The organism is Pseudorhodoferax sp. Leaf274 (assembly GCF_001422445.1).
Classification (GTDB): Bacteria; Pseudomonadota; Gammaproteobacteria; order Burkholderiales; family Burkholderiaceae_C; genus Pseudorhodoferax.
This window is the reverse complement of the sequence record NZ_LMNA01000001.1, coordinates 1,212,687-1,229,531: the sequence shown is the minus strand read 5'-3', so window position 1 is coordinate 1,229,531 and position 16,845 is coordinate 1,212,687. Positions and strand designations below refer to the sequence as shown.

At 71.5% G+C, this 16,845-nt stretch carries 16 protein-coding genes and 1 pseudogene; 6 read left to right on the top strand and 11 right to left on the bottom strand.

Annotated features, from left to right (window positions below; all coding sequences use genetic code 11):
- Window positions 1–86: 86 nt before the first annotated feature.
- A pseudogene (locus ASF44_RS05595) lies at window positions 87–1,022 on the top strand (IS481 family transposase); the annotation flags it as partial.
- 101 nt (window positions 1,023–1,123) lie between these two features.
- On the opposite strand, the gene ASF44_RS05590 reads toward ASF44_RS05595, so the two are convergent.
- The 6 genes from ASF44_RS05590 to ASF44_RS05565 all read right to left on the bottom strand — a co-directional run bounded on the left by ASF44_RS05590 (window position 1,124) and on the right by ASF44_RS05565 (window position 6,362).
- Window positions 1,124–1,372 (bottom strand): hypothetical protein, encoded by a 249-nt coding sequence (locus ASF44_RS05590; RefSeq protein ID WP_056898109.1) that lies wholly within the window; start codon window positions 1,370–1,372, stop codon window positions 1,124–1,126.
- 131 nt (window positions 1,373–1,503) lie between these two features.
- The gene (locus ASF44_RS05585; protein WP_235579129.1) at window positions 1,504–2,145 is read right to left on the bottom strand and encodes an ABC-type transport auxiliary lipoprotein family protein; all 642 of its coding nucleotides are present in this window, start codon (window positions 2,143–2,145) and stop codon (window positions 1,504–1,506) included.
- Entirely contained in the window at window positions 2,145–3,149 is a 1,005-nt protein-coding gene (locus ASF44_RS05580) for an MlaD family protein (protein ID WP_056898107.1), read from the bottom strand. The genes ASF44_RS05585 and ASF44_RS05580 overlap by 1 nt, the downstream gene beginning before the upstream one ends.
- A 1-nt stretch (window position 3,150) precedes the next feature.
- Window positions 3,151–3,969, bottom strand: a complete 819-nt coding sequence (locus tag ASF44_RS05575) for an ABC transporter ATP-binding protein (RefSeq protein ID WP_056898106.1) — start codon at window positions 3,967–3,969, stop codon at window positions 3,151–3,153.
- On the bottom strand, window positions 3,966–5,093 hold the full coding sequence (locus ASF44_RS05570) for an ABC transporter permease (RefSeq protein WP_082524531.1): 1,128 nt from the start codon (window positions 5,091–5,093) through the stop codon (window positions 3,966–3,968). The genes ASF44_RS05575 and ASF44_RS05570 overlap by 4 nt, the downstream gene beginning before the upstream one ends.
- A 96-nt stretch (window positions 5,094–5,189) precedes the next feature.
- Window positions 5,190–6,362 (bottom strand): GNAT family N-acetyltransferase, encoded by a 1,173-nt coding sequence (locus ASF44_RS05565; protein ID WP_056898105.1) that lies wholly within the window; start codon window positions 6,360–6,362, stop codon window positions 5,190–5,192.
- Window positions 6,363–6,508: 146 nt separating this feature from the next.
- Here ASF44_RS05565 and ASF44_RS05560 point away from each other — a divergent pair, with 146 nt between their 5' ends.
- A complete protein-coding gene (locus ASF44_RS05560) occupies window positions 6,509–8,512 on the top strand; it encodes a cyclic nucleotide-binding and patatin-like phospholipase domain-containing protein (protein ID WP_082524530.1) in 2,004 nt (667 codons plus the stop codon).
- On the opposite strand, the gene ASF44_RS05555 is transcribed toward ASF44_RS05560, so the two are convergent.
- From ASF44_RS05555 to ASF44_RS05540, 4 genes are all read right to left on the bottom strand, one after another.
- Entirely contained in the window at window positions 8,414–9,043 is a 630-nt protein-coding gene (locus ASF44_RS05555) for a LysE family translocator (protein ID WP_056898104.1), read from the bottom strand. The two genes, ASF44_RS05560 and ASF44_RS05555, sit on opposite strands and share 99 nt — an antisense overlap.
- An 11-nt stretch (window positions 9,044–9,054) precedes the next feature.
- Entirely contained in the window at window positions 9,055–9,420 is a 366-nt protein-coding gene (locus tag ASF44_RS05550; protein ID WP_056898233.1) for a DUF5329 domain-containing protein, read from the bottom strand.
- A 1-nt stretch (window position 9,421) separates the two neighbouring features.
- Window positions 9,422–9,985 (bottom strand): GNAT family N-acetyltransferase, encoded by a 564-nt coding sequence (locus ASF44_RS05545; protein ID WP_200930558.1) that lies wholly within the window; start codon window positions 9,983–9,985, stop codon window positions 9,422–9,424.
- A gap of 155 nt (window positions 9,986–10,140) precedes the next feature.
- Window positions 10,141–10,596: a metallophosphoesterase family protein gene (locus ASF44_RS05540; RefSeq protein WP_056898102.1), complete on the bottom strand. Its 456-nt coding sequence runs from the start codon at window positions 10,594–10,596 to the stop codon at window positions 10,141–10,143.
- Between the two features lie 162 nt (window positions 10,597–10,758).
- Between ASF44_RS05540 and ASF44_RS05535 the strand changes: the two genes are divergently transcribed.
- A complete protein-coding gene (locus tag ASF44_RS05535; protein WP_082524529.1) occupies window positions 10,759–11,787 on the top strand; it encodes a tripartite tricarboxylate transporter substrate binding protein in 1,029 nt (342 codons plus the stop codon).
- Window positions 11,788–11,812: 25 nt separating this feature from the next.
- Window positions 11,813–12,784, top strand: a complete 972-nt coding sequence (locus ASF44_RS05530) for a TauD/TfdA family dioxygenase (RefSeq protein ID WP_056898231.1) — start codon at window positions 11,813–11,815, stop codon at window positions 12,782–12,784.
- Between the two features lie 6 nt (window positions 12,785–12,790).
- Here the strand turns inward: ASF44_RS05530 and ASF44_RS05525 are convergent, their stop codons facing one another.
- Window positions 12,791–13,417: a LysE family translocator gene (locus ASF44_RS05525; RefSeq protein WP_056898101.1), complete on the bottom strand. Its 627-nt coding sequence runs from the start codon at window positions 13,415–13,417 to the stop codon at window positions 12,791–12,793.
- A 196-nt stretch (window positions 13,418–13,613) separates the two neighbouring features.
- On the opposite strand from ASF44_RS05525, the gene ASF44_RS05520 reads away from it, so the two are divergent.
- Together ASF44_RS05520 and ASF44_RS05515 are read left to right on the top strand one after the other, a co-directional pair.
- The gene (locus tag ASF44_RS05520) at window positions 13,614–14,171 is read left to right on the top strand and encodes an RNA polymerase sigma factor (protein ID WP_056898100.1); all 558 of its coding nucleotides are present in this window, start codon (window positions 13,614–13,616) and stop codon (window positions 14,169–14,171) included.
- 319 nt (window positions 14,172–14,490) lie between these two features.
- Complete coding sequence (locus ASF44_RS05515; RefSeq protein WP_200930557.1) at window positions 14,491–16,845, top strand: FepA family TonB-dependent siderophore receptor; 2,355 nt, start codon at window positions 14,491–14,493, stop codon at window positions 16,843–16,845.

Below are 16,845 nucleotides of genomic sequence, written 5' to 3'. Positions count from 1 at the left end.
TGTCGTTTCCCAAGAGGTTGTTCACCCGAAGTAGTCGGGGAAGATGGAGGTTCTCACGCCAAACCATCAACCCAGAACAACCTCGGATGAACAGCCATAAGAATGCCTCATTAACGCCGCGAGGCCGCGAGCACTTGGTCAAAAACATCGCCTCCCAGGGCACCAGGAAGGCAGCCGATGCCGCGGGTGTCAGCACGCGCATGGCGTCGCGCTGGAAGCGGCGCCACCAGCTCGAAGGCGCCGCAGGTCTGCGGGATCGAAGCTCTCGTCCGCATCGCAGCCCCACGCGCATTGGTTCCGACAAGACAGAGCGAATCGAGGGCCTGAGGCGCAATCAGCGCCTGGGCTACGCGCAAATCGCCGAGCGTGTGGGCGTCTCCAAGAGCACTGTGGGGCGCGTATGCGTGAAGGCTGGCCTGGCCAAATTGCCCTCTGTGCAGGACAGCGTGCCCGTGCGCCGCTATGAGAAAGAGCACCCCGGCGAGCTGCTGCACCTGGACATGAAGAAGCTCGGCTGCTTCGATCAGCCCGGGCATCGCGTGACGGGAGATCGCACGCGCAACACGCCTCGCGCGGGCTGGCAGGCGTTGCATGTGGCCATTGACGACCACTCCCGCGTCGGCTTCAGCCAGGTGCTGCGCGACGAGACCAGTCTCAGTGCCTGCGACTTCCTGATCGCAGCGCTGCGCTACTACCGCAAGCTCGGAGTGTCCATCCAGGCCGTCATGACCGACAACGGATCGGCCTACAAGTCCCGGCGCTTCGCCAAGCTGCTGCGCCGCCTGGGCATCAAGCACAAGCGCACGCGCCCCTACACGCCACGTACCAACGGCAAGGCCGAGCGCTTCATCCAGACGCTCCTGCGCGAATGGGCGTACGCCTATCGCTACCCCAGCTCAGACGTCCGAACGGCTGAGTTGCAGCCCTGGATGCAGCACTACAACTTCCATCGGCCGCACTCCGCCGTCTCGCACCAACCTCCCGCCTCCAGACTCGGCTTTGACGGGAACAACGTCCTGAGAAACTACATCTACAACTTCCATCGGCCGCACTCCGCCGTCTCGCACCAACCTCCCGCCTCCAGACTCGGCTTTGACGGGAACAACGTCCTGAGAAACTACAGCTAGCGCTTGGCCGGCGGCTTGGGCGCGGCCGTCGCGGGAGGCTTGTCCCCCTCGCGCACCTTGACGCAGGACACCGTGCCCACTCCGCTCGGGTACTGCACGTTGCAACCCTCGTTGCCGTTGCACACGGTGTTGGACGGCACACTGACCGGCACATAGAAGTAGCAGGCCACGCCGTCGGCGCCATCCAGCAGCTTGACGACCTTGGTACCAGGGAACGGGCCCTGCCATTCGCCGACGATGGACATGGCCGGTACGGTCGCCGCAGCGGCTGGCCCTGACGCTGCTGAAGCAGCCGGTGCAGGCACCGGTGCCTGCGCCCTCGCGGTCAGGCAGGCGCAGGCCGCAGCGGCGGCAAGAACCCAACGCCCGGCCCGCTTCACCGCCCCACCGTCTCCAGCCACTGCGACAGCTCCGCCGCCGCCGCATCAGTGGCCTCGGCGAGCGCACGCACGCCGCCGGCCGCGTCGGCCGTGGGCGCGGGCCGCTGCACGATGACCTGGCGCTGCGCCAGCACCTTCTCGCCGGCCGGCAGGTTGTCGACCACGGTGGCACGCAGGCGCACCAGGCCCGCGCTCTGCCCAGGCGCCGTGAACAGCTGGCTGAATTCCAGCAGCTCCACGCGCAGGACGAGCGGTTGGCGTCCGTCGCTGCGCAACATCGCGGCCCCTTCGCCCGCGCTCACGATGGTGCGGCGCTGGCCCAGCTGCTCGCGCAGGCGCTGGCGCACCAGCTGCGCGGGCGGCGTGCTCCAGCGGGCCTGCGCGTACGGGCGCAGCTGCTGCGCATCGGCGTAGCCCAGGCGGTACAGCACGGCCGTGCCGGCCTCCAGCGGGCCAGTGGCCTCCACCTCGTCCAGCGCCAGCGGTGCCAGCGGCGCGCGCCGGTCCATGGGCGCATCGGCCACCGGGCCGGGGCCGAAGTCGTACTGCGCCGGGCGTGTGGGCTTGTCGGGCAGCGCCGAACAGCCCGCCAGCAGCGCAGCCAGCAGCAAGGGGGAAAGGAAAGCGGTGCGGCCCATCATCTGGCTCCTGCTGCAGCGGGTGGCGCGAAGCCGGGTTCGCCCGGCCCCGGTGGAACGTTGCCGCTGCCGAAGATCAGCGACTGCGGGTTGTCGTTGATGCCGTTGACGGTGCGGCTCAACTGGCGCGCGGCGCGCGAGGCGTCCTCGGAGACGCGGTTCACGCGCGGCAATGTCGCGGCGCCGAAGGTCTCGGCCACGCGCGACAGCGCGGCCGTGCCCTCGGCCAGGCGGTCCAGGGGCCCGTCCTTCTGGTTCAGGCGGTCGGCGGTCTTGTCGATGTTGGTGGACATGCGGGCCACGTCGTCGGCCGCGGCGCGCACCGACTGCAGGCTGCGCGTGAACTCCTGCGTCAGGGCGGGCACGCCGGCCAGCGCCGGGTCCACGCGCAGGCGCATGGTGCTCTCCAGCTGGGCGGTGAGCAGGTTGACGTTCTGCGCGGCCGCGGCGATGCGTTCGGTCGCCAGGGCGGTGTTGTCGAGCACCGCACCCACCTTCTTCTGGTTCTGCTCGTCGAGCATCTTGTTGATGCTGTCCAGCGCCTGCTGCACCTTGGCCAGCAGTTCGGGCGCCTGGTCGGTCAGTTCGCCCAGGCGCGAGTTCTTGAGCGGCAGCCGCGGCACGCCGCTGGCGCCGGCCGGCAAGGGCTGCGGCGCATCGCCTGCGTCGTCCAGCTGCACGAAGGCCAGGCCCGTGATGCCCTGGTAGCTCAGCGTGGCGAAGGTGCTGGGCGACAGGGGCGTGGTGTCGTCCACCGTCAGGCGGATCACGATGTTGCCGGGCACATCGGGATCGAAGCCGATGAACGTGACCTTGCCCACAGACACGCCCTTGAAGCGCACCGGCGCCTGCGGCTGCAGGCCGGTCACGGTGTCGCTGGTGGACAGCTCGTAGGTGTGGGTGCTGCCGCTCTCGCGGCCGAGCCAGACGGCCAGCGTGATCAGCAGCGCGGTGACCACCAGCACGAAGGTGCCGGCGGCCATGGCATGGGCTTTGTTTTCCATCTCAGTCCTTTTTCGGAGGCACGGGCGCAGGTGCGGGTGCGGCGACGATGTGGTCGATGGGCGTCATGGCGCGGCGGCCGCGCTCGCCCTGGAAGAAATCGCGCACGAAGGGGTGGTCGTAGGCCGCGACCTCCTGCGGCGTGCCGTGCACCAGCACGCGCTTCTCGGCCAGCACCAGCACGCGGCTGGACAGCGCGAACAGCGTGTCCAGGTCGTGCGTGACCATCACCACGGTCAGGTCCAGCTCGCGGTGCAGCGAGCGCAGCAGCTCCACGAACTCGTCCGAGCCGTGCGGGTCCAGCCCGGCCGTGGGTTCGTCCAGCAGCAGCAGCGGCGGGTCCATGGCCAGCGCGCGCGCGAGCGCCACGCGCTTGACCATGCCGCCCGACAGGTCGGCCGGCATCTTGCTGGCGTGCTGCGGGCCCAGGCCGACCATCTGCAGCTTGACCAGCGCGGTGTCGTAGACCAGCTCGTCGGGCAGGCGGCGCAGCTCGCGCAGCGGAAAGGCGATGTTGTCGAGCACGCTGAACGCCGAGAACAGCGCGCCCTGCTGGAACAGCATGCCCACGCGGCTGGCCGCGCCACGCCGGCCCAGCTGCGCGGCAGGCTCGCCCAGCACCGTGACATCGCCGCGGTAGGGCTTCTCCAGGCCCAGCATCTGGCGCAGCAGCACGGTCTTGCCCGTGCCCGAGCCGCCGACCAGCGAGACCACCTCGCCGGCGCGGATCGACAGCTCCAGGTCCTTGTGGATCACGACCTGGTCGCGGCCTTCGCCGAAGGCGGTCCACAGGCCGCGGATGGAAACGACTTCGTCCGTCATATGCCGATGCTGCGGAAGGCGACCGCGAACAGCGCGTCGACCAGGATCACGGCCGTGATGGCCGAGACCACCGAGGCCGTCGTGCCCTGCCCCAGGCTCTCGGTGTTGGGCTTGACGCGCAGGCCGTAGTGGCAGCCGATCAAGGCGATCAGGATGCCGAACACGGCCGACTTGCCGATCGCCAGGCTCAGGTTGGCCGCGCTCACGGCGTCCGGCAGCGCGCCCAGGAAATAGGCCGGGGTGATGCCCAGCGCCAGGTCGGCCGCCAGCATGCCGCCGGCCAGGCCCGACAGCGTGGTCCAGGTGGCGATCAGCGGCATGGCGATGGCCAGCGCGATGGCACGCGGCATCACCAGCCGGAAGCCGTGGGCGATGCCCATCACGCGCATGGCGTCGAGCTCCTCGGTCACGCGCATCACGCCGATCTGCGCCGTGATGGCCGAGCCGGACCGCCCGGCCACGAGGATGGCGGCCAGCATGGGCCCGAGCTCACGCACCAGCGAGACGCCCAGGATGTTGACGATGAACGACTCGGCGCCGAACTGGCGCAGCTGCAACGCCGTCAGATAGGCGAGCACCACGCCGATCAGCGCGCCGACCAGCGCGGTGATGGGCAGCGCCATGGCACCCATCTGGTAGAGGTGGCCCGAGATGTCGCGCCACGGGCCGAACTGCGGCCGGCGCGCGAAGCGCAGGCTGTCCAGCGCCAACTGGCCGATCAGCCGCACGCCGCTCTTGAGCTGGCCCAGGCGGCGCAGCACGCTGGCGCCCAGCGCGTCGAAAGACTGCGCAAAGCCGCCATCGGGCTCTGGCTTGCGCGTGCAGCTGAACTCGGCCACGCGCTCCAGCATGCTGCGCTGCTCGGGCAGCAGCGCCAGCTGGGCCGGCCACTCGCGGCCCCAGTGGTTCCACAGCAGCTGCGCGCCCAGGTGGTCCAGCCGCTCCACCTGCTGCAGATCCCAGCCGGCGGCGGCCGGCAGGGACGCGAGGGCCTGGCGCACCCGGCCGAGGTGGTCGCCGCCGGCCAGGTCGGAAGCGGTCCAGCGGCCTGTCAGCACGGCCTTGCGGTCGTCGCCCTGCCCTGAGGCTTCGATGTGCGGAGTTGACGGGGAAGCAGCGTCCATGCAGACGGGAAGGGCGGGGTACGGCGGGCCAGTGGTGGAGCAGGCATCGTACCAAGCGCCCCACACCCGGCGCCGTAGGACCGCAGCGACAAATGCTTACAGACTCTTGCGGTACTGGATGAAACCAGCGTTCTGCGCCACCCGGTCGTACAGCAGCCGTCCCGGCGCATTGCTTTCGTGCGTGAGCCACCAGACGCGGCTGGCACCTTCCTCGGCGGCGCGCGCATAGACGGCCTCGATCAGCGCACGGCCCACGCCACGGCCGCGCGCGGCCGGCGCGGTGAACAGGTCCTGCAAATAGCAGTACGGGCCCTCTGTCCAGGTCGAGCGGTGGAAGATGCAGTGCACGATGCCCAGCAACTGGCCCGCCTCGTCGAAGGCGCCGATGGCGTGCATGGGCTCGGCCGGGTCGAGCAGGCGCTGCCAGGTGCGCGCATCGAGCGCCGCGCCCAGCGCCACCTGGTAGAAGCGCTGGTAGCCCTGCCACAGCGGCAGCCAGGCGGCATGGTCACCAGCCACCAGCGGGCGCAGCTGCACATCGGCCCGGGCCTCGCCGCTGTGCGCGGCGCGCAGCGCGGCCAGGCCCTGGCGCTGGTGGCCGTCGGCATCGAAGTTGCCGGGTGCCAGCCAGGCCTGCAAGCCCGTCCGCACGGCCGGCCAGTCGCTGTCGATGATGGAGAACCAGGCCGTGTCGCGGTTGCGGCCCTTGGTCACGATGGCCTGGCGGAACACGCCCTCGAAGGTGAAGCCCAGGCGCTGCGCCGTGCGACGCGAGGGCGCGTTCAGGCTGTCGCACTTCCACTCGTAGCGGCGGTAGCCCAGGTCGTCGAACACATGGCGCATGAGCAGGTACTGCGCCTCGGTGGACACGGGCGTGCGCTGCAGGTGCGGCGAGAACGTCACATGGCCGACCTCGACCACGCCGTTGGCCGCGTCGATGCGCATGAGCGCCAGCGTGCCGACGGCGCGGCCGCTGGCCAGGTCGACGACGGCGAAGTGCAGCGGGTCGGCGCTCTCGGCCATGGCCTGCGCGTGGCGCAGGTAGGCGCCCGCATCGGCGAAGGGCTCGCTGGCCATGTAGGTCCAGTCGCGCCCGTCGGCCGCGTCGGCATAGGCGGCGTACAGGTCGGCCGCGTGGCGTGCGGGGTCCAGCGGCTCCAGCCGGCACAGGCGGCCGGCGAGCGTGACGCGCTGCGGCCGCGGGCGTGGCGTCCAGTCCGGCACGGCGGCACCGATGGGTTGGTCGAAGGCATTCGCGCGCTGGGTCATGGTGGTCCGGTTCCCGTGAAGAAGACAGCGGCCGAGGCGAGCTGCGTGCCGGCCTGCTGCAAAGAGCCCATCGTGCCATTGTCGACCGGGCCGAGCCACGCAGGCGGCCACCTACAATCCGCGACCACCCAGCCCGCCCCCGGCCCATGGACTCCTCGACGGCCCGCCAGCGCTTTCACGACGAACTGCTCGCACGGCACCTCAAGACCATCTTCGGAGAGGTCGAGGCCAGCGCCCTGGCCCACCTGCGCCGCCACCTGCGCTGGGTCGAGATCGCCGGCGGCGAGACGCTCATGCACCAGGGCGAACAGGGCGATTCCATGTACCTCATCGTCAGCGGCCGCCTGCGCGCCTACGTGCGCGCGGCCGACGGCCACGAGCGCATGGTCGGCGAGATGGCGCGCGGCCAGACCGTGGGCGAGATGAGCCTGTACACCGGCGAGCCGCGCGCGGCCACCGTCGTGGCGGTGCGCGATTCGGTGCTGGTGCGCCTGGCCAAGTCGGAATTCGTGCCCTTGCTGGAAAGCAGCGCCCAGGTGTCGATTGCGCTCACGCGCCAGATCGTGCAGCGCCTGAAGGGCGAGCAGCGCCAGCAGACGCACGAGCGGCCGGTGGCCATCGGCCTGGTGCCCATCACCGCCGGCGTGGACGCGGCAGCCTTCGCCGCCGGCCTGGCGCTGCAGATCGGCGAGCGGCTGGCCCAGGCCCATGGGCACGGCCAGGGCCGCGTGCGCATCGTCGATGCGGCGCAGGTGCGCCAGGCCCTGGCCGATGCCGGCGTGTCGCTCGACGACGCCGACCCCGAGGCCCGGGCCGATGCCAGCCGCCGCGTGGCGCTGCTGCTGGACGAGATCGAGGCCACGCACGACGCCGTGCTGCTGCTGGCCGATGCCGGCCCCACCGCCTGGACGCAGCGCTGCTGCCGCCATTGCGACGAGCTGCTGCTGCTGGCCGACGCCACGCAACCGGCCGCGCTGCACCCGGTGGAGCAGCAGTTCCTCATGCACCGCCCGCCGCGCACCGAGGTGGCCGAGCTGCTCGTGCTGCTGCACCCGGCCGCGCTGCGTTCGCCCCAGGGCACGGCGGCCTGGCTGAGCCGCCGGCCGCTGGCCGGCCATGTGCACCTGCGCCCCGGCCTGGCGCGCGACATGGCGCGCATGGCGCGGCTGCTCACGCGCACCGCGGTCGGCCTGGTGCTGGCCGGCGGCGGCGCGCGCGGCTTCGCCCACCTGGGCGTGTACCGCGTGCTGCGCGAGCAGGGGGTGGAGATCGACTGGGTCGGCGGCACCAGCATCGGCGCGGTGATGGCGGCCTACGTGGCCTCCGACCAGTCGCTGGACACGGTGATGGCCAACGCGCGCAGCGCCTTCGCGGTGAACCCCACGGGCGACATGAACCTGTTCCCGCTGCTCTCGCTGTTCAAGGGCGTGCGGCTGCGCGGCGTGCTGCGCAACGCCGTGCAGGCGCTGGTGGGCTTCGATGCCGACATCGAGGACCTCTGGAAGAACTACCACTGCGTGGCCACCAACTACTCGCGCGCCTGCGAGCAGCGCATCGCGCACGGCAACCTCGTGCAGGCGCTGCTGGCCAGCATCTCCATCCCGGGCGCGCTGCCGCCCGTGGTGCGCGACGGCGAGCTGCTCTGCGACGGCGGCACCTTCAACAACTTCCCGGTGGACCAGATGCGCAGCATGCGCGGCGTGGGCCATGTGATCGGCGTGAACCTGAACACGCGCGGCCCCACGCAGGTGCCGGCCGGCGAGATGCCCGGCAACATCAGCCTGTGGCGCGACCGGCTGCGCCCGCCGGCCCAGCGGCGCTACCGCCTGCCCTCGCTGCCCACCTACCTGATGACGGTGACCGGGCTGTACAGCATGTCGCGCCAGACCCAGGCGCAGCAGGGCTGCGACCTGTACTTCCACCCGGCGCTGGAGCGCGTGGGCATGCTGCAGTGGAAGAGCATCGACCAGATCGTGGCGCGTGGCTACACGCACGGCAAGACCGTGGTGGCCGCGCTCGACGCGCGCCAGCGCCAGCAGCTGGGCATGGCCTCAGCGTCGGTTGCCCAGGGCGAGGATGGACAGGCCGGACAGCACGAAGGTGGCACCGGCGCCGAGGTTGAGCCAGGCCGTGGCGCGCGGCCGGCGTGACAGCCAGCCCGACAGCCGCGCGGCCGAGGCGCCCAGCAGCGAGAAGATCACGGCGGTCAGCACCGCGAAGATGGCACCGTAGACCAGCATCTGCAGCGGCACAGAGCCACGCTCTGCACGCACGAACTGCGGGATGAAGGCCAGCACGAACAGGCCCGGCTTGGGGTTCAGCACATTGGACAGCAGCCCCGTGTAGAACACGCGTGGCAGGCTCTGGTGCGCCGCCGGCGCGAAGGAGATCAGGTTGCGCGATCGCAGCGCCTTGACGCCCAGCCACAGCAGGTAGCCGGCGCCGGCGATCTTGACGGCCCAGAACGCGAGCGGCGAGGCCTGCAGCACCAGCGTGAGCCCCAGCGTGGCGGCCAGCGTGTGGACCATGATGCCCAGCCCGGCACCGACCGAGGAAGCCACCGCCGCCGCCCGGCCCTGGCCCAGGCCGCGGCTCAGCGCGAGGATGTTGTCCGGCCCGGGGGCCAGCACCACGAGCAGCGTGGCGAGCAGGTAGGCGATCAGGATGTCGGTGGGGAACACAGGGGTCTCCTTCAGGGTTTCTTGCGCCGCAGCTCCTGCAGCCGCTGCTGCAGCCAGGCCCGGCTGTCGACCGGCTCGGCACCGGCGCAGCGTACACGGTAAGGCTCGCCGCTCAGGCTGCTTTCGGATGCCGCCAGGTTGACGAAATCCTCGGCGCTGCGGATGGCATCGCGGCCCTCCAGGTAGTCGCGCTTCTTCTGCAAGTGGGCGACGGCCTCCGCGCCCGCATGCCAGCGGCCGTTGCGCTGGAACTCGCAGCCCGAGGCCTGCAGGCGAGAGATCAGCGCGTCGATCTCGGCCTGCACGGGCGCGGGTGGCGGCGCGGCCTGCGCCAGTGCGCAAGAGCAGAGCAGCACGCCGAGCAGGGCACGACGCATGTCAGCCGCGCGCCAGCGCATACAGGCGCAGCGACCGGTCGCCGACCGGCACCATGCCCTGGAAGTCGAAGCCCAGCGCGCTCAGCAGCTTGGTGGAGCGCAGGTTGGTCGGCGCCGTGATGGCCAGCAGCCGCGGCAGCTGCAAGACCTCGAAGGCATGCCACAGCACGGCCTGCGCGGCCTCGCGTGCGTAGCCCAGGCCTTCATGCGCTTGCAGCACCGCGAAGCCGATGTCGGGCGCGGGCAGCGCCTCGCGCTGCACCAGGCCGCACAGGCCCAGCGGCGCGCCGTCGCTGCGGCGCAGCACCAGGTACATGCCGAAGCCCTGCGCGGCATAGGGCACGAGGATGTGGGCGGCGATGTGGGCCTGCGCGTCCTGCAGCGTGCGCACCTCGCGGTCGCCGATGTGGGCCAGCCAGGTCGGCCCGTTGAGCAGCTGCAGGTAGAACGGCGCGTCGTCGAGCGTCAGCCGTCGCAGCGCGAGGCGCGGGGTCTCGGCGACGTTGCCCCCCGAAGGAGCGCGCGCTTGCTTGCTGCGGCCCGGCACTGCGGATGTGGCCCCCACGCTCCCCGCTGCGCGTGGTTCGCTGCCCCCCGAGGGGGTGCCCGCTTGCTTGGGGCGGCCCGGCGCTGCGCGTGTGGCCCCCACGCTCCCCGCTGCGCGTGGTTCGCTGCCCCCCGAGGGGGTGCCCGCTTGCTTGGGGCGGCCCGACACTGCGCTCACACCAGCTCCTGGATGCGCGCCGTCGCCTCGCCCCCGTCGACCAGCAGTTCGGCCGCCGCGACCGGCAGGGTGAAGCGGCGCGGTCCGCAGCTGCCGGGGTTCACGTAGAGCACGCCGCCCTCGCGCGCGATACGCGGCTTGTGCGAGTGGCCCGTGACGACCGCCTGCACGCCGTCGGCCGGGTCCAGCCGCAGCTGCGCGATGTCGTGCAGCACGCACAGGCGCAGGCCGCCGACGTCCACCACGCAGGTCTCGGGCAGGCGCTCGGCCCAGGGCCCGACGTCGTTGTTGCCGCGCACGGCGGTCAGCGGCGCGATGGCCGCCAGCTGGTCGAGGATGGACGCATCGCAGATGTCGCCCGCGTGCACGATGTGGTCGCTGCCGCGCAGGAAGGCCAGGGCCTCCGGGCGCAGCAGGCCGTGGGTGTCGGAAAGCAGGCCGATGCGGAACATCGCCGCAGTATGCCCAGGTGCGCACGGGCACGGGCGCCTTGCTCGCTTTGCGCATGAGGTCATGCGGAAATCTTCGTTCCCGCCACCGGGGGGCCTTCCTAGAGTGCAAGGCCGGCGCCGCAGCCCCACGCGGCGCCGCATGCCCACCCGGAGACCTCCCCCATGCACGCCCTTCCCCACGCCACGCCCACACGGCGCGCAGCGCTCGCCTTGCTGGCCGCCCGTGCGCTGCCAGCCTTCGCGGCCGATGCCCCCTGGGCCCCGTCCAAGCCCGAATTCATCGTGCCCAGCGGTGCCGGCGCCGCGCTGGACTCGGCCGCGCGCAAGCTCACGGAACTGCTCGCCCGCGAGGGCCTGACCGAGAGCTTCGTCGTCAGCAACCGCTCGGGCGCGCACTCCATCCAGGCGCTGGAGATCCTGCAGCGCCAGGCCGGCAACGCCAACGTGCTCATGACGCTGTCCAGCGGCTACGTGACCAGCGTGGCCCAGGGCGCGCTGCCGCCGCGGCTGCAGGAGTTCACGCCGCTGGCCACGCTGGTGCGCGAGTTCACCACCGTGGTGGTGCGCGCCGATTCGCCGGTGCAGAACGTGCAGGACCTCGTCGCCACGCTGCGCCGCGACCCGGCCGGCCTGTCCATCGGCATCGCCACGACGCTGGGCAACCACATCCATCTGGGCATCGCCCAGCCGCTCAAGCAGGCCGGCGTGCCGGTGCGCGAACTGCGCGTGGTGCCGTACAAGTCCTCGGCCGAGTCGATGACGGCGCTGGCCGGCGGCCACCTGGACGTGGTCTCGGCCACCACGCCCAACCTCCTGCCCTACCTGCAGGCCAAGCGTGTGCGCGTGATCGCCATCGCAGCCGAACAGCGCCTGGCCGGCGCCTTCGCCGACGCGCCGACCTGGAAGGAGCAAGGCGTGGACTACGTCAGCGATTCGTTCCAGGGCGTGATGACCACGGCCCGCATCACGCCGGCCCAGCAGCAGTTCTGGGTGCAGGCGCTGCAGCGCGTGACGCAGACCGCCGACTGGCAGGCCTTCGTCGCGCTGAACCAGTGGAAGCCGCATTTCCTGGGGCCGCAGGACACGCAGGCCGCGCTGCGCAAGCAGATCGCGCAGACCCAGGCCCTGCTGGGCGAGCTGAACCTGCAGCCGTCCGACGCCGCCACCCAGGTGCAGGCCGCCGCCCGCTGACAACCCCGAGGAGACCGCCATGAACATGCCCCTGCCCCACCCCCTGCAACGCCAGCTCGAACAGGCGCTGCACGCCACGCCGCACGTCCAGGTGCTGCCGCAATCGGCCCACATCGGCGCGCTGATCACGGGCCTGGACCTGCGCCAGCCGCTGCGCGCCGAGGAGATCGCCACCGTGCGCGCCGCGCTGCTGCAGTGGAAGGTGGTGTTCTTCCGCGACCAGCCGCTGGAGCACGGCCAGCACATCGCGTTCGCGCGCCAGTTCGGCGAGCTCACGCTGGGCCACCCGGTGTTCGGCCATGTCGAAGGCCACCCCGAGCTCTACAGCATCGCCAAGCACCGCAAGGCCAACCGCCACGCCGGCCAGGCCGAGCAGCGGCCCTGGACGGGCTGGCATGCCGACGTGACGGCCGCGCACAACCCGCCGGCCGCCTCGGTCCTGCGCGGCGTGACGATCCCGCCCTATGGCGGCGACACGCAATGGACCAACCTGGCCGCGGCCTACGCCGCGCTGTCGGCGCCGCTGCAGGGCTTCCTGGACGGCCTGCGCGGCGAGCACCGCTTCGCGCCGCCAGCGGGCACCCAGGCCACGGCCGAGTACCTGCAGGCGGTGCGGCAGCACGAACTCGTGAGCGAGCACCCGCTCGTGACCGTGCACCCCGAGACCGGCGAGAAGGTGCTCTACGTGAGCCCGGGCTTCCTCAAGCGCATCCTCGGCCTGCACCCGCGCGAAGGCCGCGTGCTGCTGGAGTTCCTGTGGGAACACGCGGTGCGCAGCGAGTTCACGGTGCGCTTCAAGTGGGAGCCCGGCTCCATCGCCTTCTGGGACAACCGCGCCACCGCGCACGTGGCGCCCAGCGACATCTTCGCGCTGGACTTCGACCGCCAGCTGTACCGCACCACGCTGGTCGGGCAGGTGCCCGTGGGTGCGGACGGCCGGGCATCCACCGCCATCGCGGGCGACCCGATGCTGGCCGCGCACGGCGCGGCCTACTGAGCCCGTTCAGGCCGGCCGGCGCGCCAGCAGGGCCCAGACGCCAGCGGCCGACAGCAGCGCGCCGCCGCCCAGGTGGAAGCGCCGCTGCGCGCGTGGCGAGGCCAGCAGCCGGCGCGCCGCGCCTGCGAACACCGCGTAGAGCGTGGCGTTCAGCGTGGCCAGCGCCACGAAGGTGGTGCCCAGCACCCACAGCTGCGGCGCCACGTCGGCCCGCGCATCGAGGAATTGCGGCAGGAAGGCGACGAAGAACACGATGCCCTTGGGGTTCAGCGCAGTCACCAGGTAGGTGTTGGCGAACAACCGCCAGCGCGACTGCGGCACGGCCGGCGCCGCCAGTTCGGTGGCCGACACGCCCGCGCGCAGCAGCTTGATCCCCAGGTAGAGCAGGTACAGCCCGCCGGCCAGCTTCACCGCCGTGAACCAGAACGCCGACGCGGCCAGCAGCGTGCCCAGCCCCAGCAACGAGACCACGAGGGCCGTGGAGTCGCCGAGCGCGACGGCTGCCACCAGCGGCACGTTGGCGCGCCGGCCATGCGCGACCGAGTAGCTGATCACGGTCAGGATGGTCGGGCCCGGGATGACGAGCAGCACCGCGGACGCGGCGACGAAGGCGAGCCAGAGTTCGAAGGACATGGGCATTCCTGTGCAGCAAAACGGCGCAGCTTACGCCTGGCGCACGGCCGCCGCATGGGCGGTTCCCGCAGGCAGGGCGCGCGACCACACCCTTCCAAACAAGAACTATTGTCATCTATATACTTGCGCCGCCTTGTTCCGCGGCCCTCGCCCTCCGCCCTCCCGCCGCCGTTTTCGCCGCCCGATTTCCCTGCCCGTGCACGACCCCGACGCCCCCATTTCGCTGCAAGGCGCCTTCGCCTCGTGGCGGCTGCCGCTGCTGCGGTTCCTGCAGCGCAAGCTCGGCAATGCCAGCGACGCCGAAGACGTGGTGCAGGAGTCCTTCGTCCGGCTGGCAGCGGCCGAGCGCGGCGGCACCGTGGTCGAGAGGCCGCGGCAGTTCGTGTTCCGCATCGCGGCCAACCTGGCCTGCGACCACCTGCGCCACGCGGCGCGCAACCAGGGCCTGTTCGGCGCCGACGTGGATGCAACGGTCCATGCCGCGGCGGCACCGACGGCCGCCAACCCGGCCGCGCGGGCCGAGCACCGCCAGCTGCTCGCGCTGCTGGAGCGGGCCATCGCGGAACTGCCGCAGCGCCAGCGCGAGGCGCTCGTGATGAGCCGCTTCGAAGGCCTGACGCAGGACGCCATTGCCGCGCGCATGGGCATCTCGCGGCGCATGGTGGTGCGGCACCTGAACCTGGCGCTGGCCCACTGCGCCAGCCGCGCGGACTACCCCGTGCGCGGCGCACAGGACTGCGCGCCGGCGTTCTGAACCTGCAGGCGCCGCACGCCGCGTGACACGGCGTCACGCCGGTGCCCGCTGGGCCATGTTTGGGTAAAGAGGCCGTAAAGACAGGTTCCCACCCTGCGGCGCCGAACGTCTTGTGAACGACCACGCCGCACTGTCGCGGCGCCCGCTGCTCCCGAAGGACACCCATCCCCATGCGCCCCTCACCGGCCGACCACACCGCCCACCACACCGCAGCCCCTGCCGCCCGCCGCCTCTCCACCCTGCAGCGCGCCCTGCTCGCGGCCTGCCTGTCCCTGGCCCTGCCGCTGGCGGCCCAGGCCCAGGCCGCTGCCGCGCCGACGTGCGCCGCATCGCCTTCGCGATCCCGGCGCAGCCGCTGGCCGCGGCGCTGGCCCGCTACACCGAGCAGACCGGCCGCAAGATCGTGTTCAGCGAGGCCCTGGTGCGCGGCCGCAACGCGCCGGCCGTGTATGGCAGCCTGCATCCGCAGCAGGCGCTGGCCCGCCTGCTGGACGGCTCCGGCCTGGAGACCGAGGAAACCGCCGACGGCGCGCTCACGCTGCGCGCGGCCGGCACCACCAACGCCACCAGCGCCGGCACGCTGGGCGAGGTGCGCGTGGTCGCCACGGCCGAGCAGGCGTTGCGCCAGGCACTGGGCTCCTCGCGCATCACCCAGGAAGACCTGCAACGCCGCCCGCCCGCCAACGACCTGGCGGAGATCCTGCGCACCCAGCCCGGCGTGAACCTGACCGGCGCCAGCTCCACGGGCGCCTACGGCAACAACCGCCAGATCGACCTGCGCGGCATGGGGCCGGAGAACACGCTGATCCTGATCGACGGCAAGCCCGTGAACTCGCGCGACGCGGCCATGATGCGGCGCAGCGGCGAGCGCGACACGCACGGCGACACCAACTGGGTGCCGGCCGACGCCATCGAGAGCGTGGAGATCATCCGCGGCCCGGCGGCGGCGCGCTACGGCTCCGGCGCGGCCGGCGGCGTGGTCAACATCGTCACCAAGAAGCCGGCCGACCAGCTGACCGGTTCGGTCACCACCTACCTCGGCACGCCGCAGCACGGCGACGAGGGCAACGGCACGCAGCGCTTGGGCTTCAACCTCGCGGGCCCGCTGTCGGACAGGCTCTCGTTCCGCCTCTACGGCAACGTGGCCAAGACGGACGCCAACGCGCCCGGCATCAACGCGGCGGCCGGCTCCACCGCCGCCGGCATCGAGGGCACGCGCAACCGCGACGTCGACGGCCTGCTGCGCTGGCAGCTGACGCCCGACCAGTTGCTGGAGTTCGAGGCCGGCATCAGCCGCCAGGGCAACATCTACACGGGCGAATACCCGGTCAGCACCAGCGCCGACGGCGCCGCCATCGCGCAGGAGCTGGCCAACGCCGGCGCCGAGGTGCGCCGCACCTACCGCCAGACGGCCTCGGCCACGCACCGCGGCAACTGGGGCACGCTCGGCAGGTCGCGCCTGACGCTGCAGCTGGAGGACACGCGCAACGTCAACTGCACCAAGGCCACGGCCGGCGGGCCGGAGGGCAGCTGCTCTGCGCCGCTGTCGTTCACGCAGGCCGACCTCAGCACCGTCTACCTGAACGGCGAACTGAACACGCCGCTCAAGATCGCCGGCCTGTCGCAGACGCTGACCAGCGGCTTCGAGGTGCGCCACCAGAAGCTGGACGACCCCAACGCCACGCAGCAGGCCTCGCCCACGGGCAGCACGGCCACCGGAAGCACCATGGAGGCCAGGTCCTACGCGATGTACCTGGAAGACAACATCGCCGTGGCCGACCGGCTGATGCTGACGCCCGGCCTGCGCCTGGACTACCACGACCAGTTCGGCAGCAACTGGAGCCCCAGCCTGAACGCCACCTACGAACTGTCGGACGCGTTCACGCTCAAGGGCGGCGTGGCGCGCGTGTTCAAGGCTCCCAACCTGTACCAGACCAACCCCGACTACTGGTACACCACGCGCGGCAACGGCTGCCCCAGCGGCGTGGCGGGGCCCTGCTACATCCAGGGCAACCCGGACCTCCAGCCCGAGATCAGCGTGAACCAGGAACTCGGCCTGGCCTGGAACAACCACGCCGGCTGGGACGCGAGCCTGGCCTACTTCCGCAACGACTACCAGAACAAGATCGTCTCGGACATGCCCGGCCAGACCGTGGTCGACGCCGGCACCTACCGCTACTTCCAGTGGCACAACGGCGGCCCGGCGCTGATCCACGGGCTGGAGGGCAATTTCAACGTGCCGCTGCTGGGCAGCGCGGGCCGCACGCTCAAGCTCATCAACAACTTCACCTGGATGTTCAGCAACAAGACCAGGGAGACCGGCCAGCCCGTGACCGTGATCCCGAAGTACACGCTGAACAGCACGCTGGACTGGCGCGTGGGCGAGAAGGTGTCGGCGCAGTTCACCTCCACGCTGTACGGCCGCCAGAAGCCGCGCACGGTGACCAGCACGGGCACGGACGCGACCGGCGCCCAGCTGGACGAGGTGGGCAGCTACGCGCTGTTCGGCATCGGCGCGACCTACCAGTACGACAGGAACCTGCGCCTGGGCGCCGGCGTCAGCAACCTGCTGGACAAGCGCATCCAGCGCCGCTCCAACAACAGCGCGGCCGGTGCGCAGACCTACAACGAGCCCGGGCGCGCGTTCTACGTGACGATGACGGCCGGGTTCTGA

Coding starts and splice junctions, on each gene's coding strand:
- ASF44_RS05525 (WP_056898101.1), bottom strand. CDS start 13,417: ATGTCCTTCGAACTCTGGCTCGCCTTCGTCGCCGCGTCCGCGGTGCTG.
- ASF44_RS05550 (WP_056898233.1), bottom strand. CDS start 9,420: ATGCGTCGTGCCCTGCTCGGCGTGCTGCTCTGCTCTTGCGCACTGGCG.
- ASF44_RS05580 (WP_056898107.1), bottom strand. CDS start 3,149: ATGGAAAACAAAGCCCATGCCATGGCCGCCGGCACCTTCGTGCTGGTG.
- ASF44_RS05565 (WP_056898105.1), bottom strand. CDS start 6,362: ATGACCCAGCGCGCGAATGCCTTCGACCAACCCATCGGTGCCGCCGTG.
- ASF44_RS05540 (WP_056898102.1), bottom strand. CDS start 10,596: ATGTTCCGCATCGGCCTGCTTTCCGACACCCACGGCCTGCTGCGCCCG.
- ASF44_RS05560 (WP_082524530.1), top strand. CDS start 6,509: ATGGACTCCTCGACGGCCCGCCAGCGCTTTCACGACGAACTGCTCGCA.
- ASF44_RS05590 (WP_056898109.1), bottom strand. CDS start 1,372: ATGTCCATCGTCGGCGAATGGCAGGGCCCGTTCCCTGGTACCAAGGTC.
- ASF44_RS05575 (WP_056898106.1), bottom strand. CDS start 3,969: ATGACGGACGAAGTCGTTTCCATCCGCGGCCTGTGGACCGCCTTCGGC.
- ASF44_RS05585 (WP_235579129.1), bottom strand. CDS start 2,145: ATGGGCCGCACCGCTTTCCTTTCCCCCTTGCTGCTGGCTGCGCTGCTG.
- ASF44_RS05570 (WP_082524531.1), bottom strand. CDS start 5,093: ATGGACGCTGCTTCCCCGTCAACTCCGCACATCGAAGCCTCAGGGCAG.
- ASF44_RS05530 (WP_056898231.1), top strand. CDS start 11,813: ATGCCCCTGCCCCACCCCCTGCAACGCCAGCTCGAACAGGCGCTGCAC.
- ASF44_RS05535 (WP_082524529.1), top strand. CDS start 10,759: ATGCACGCCCTTCCCCACGCCACGCCCACACGGCGCGCAGCGCTCGCC.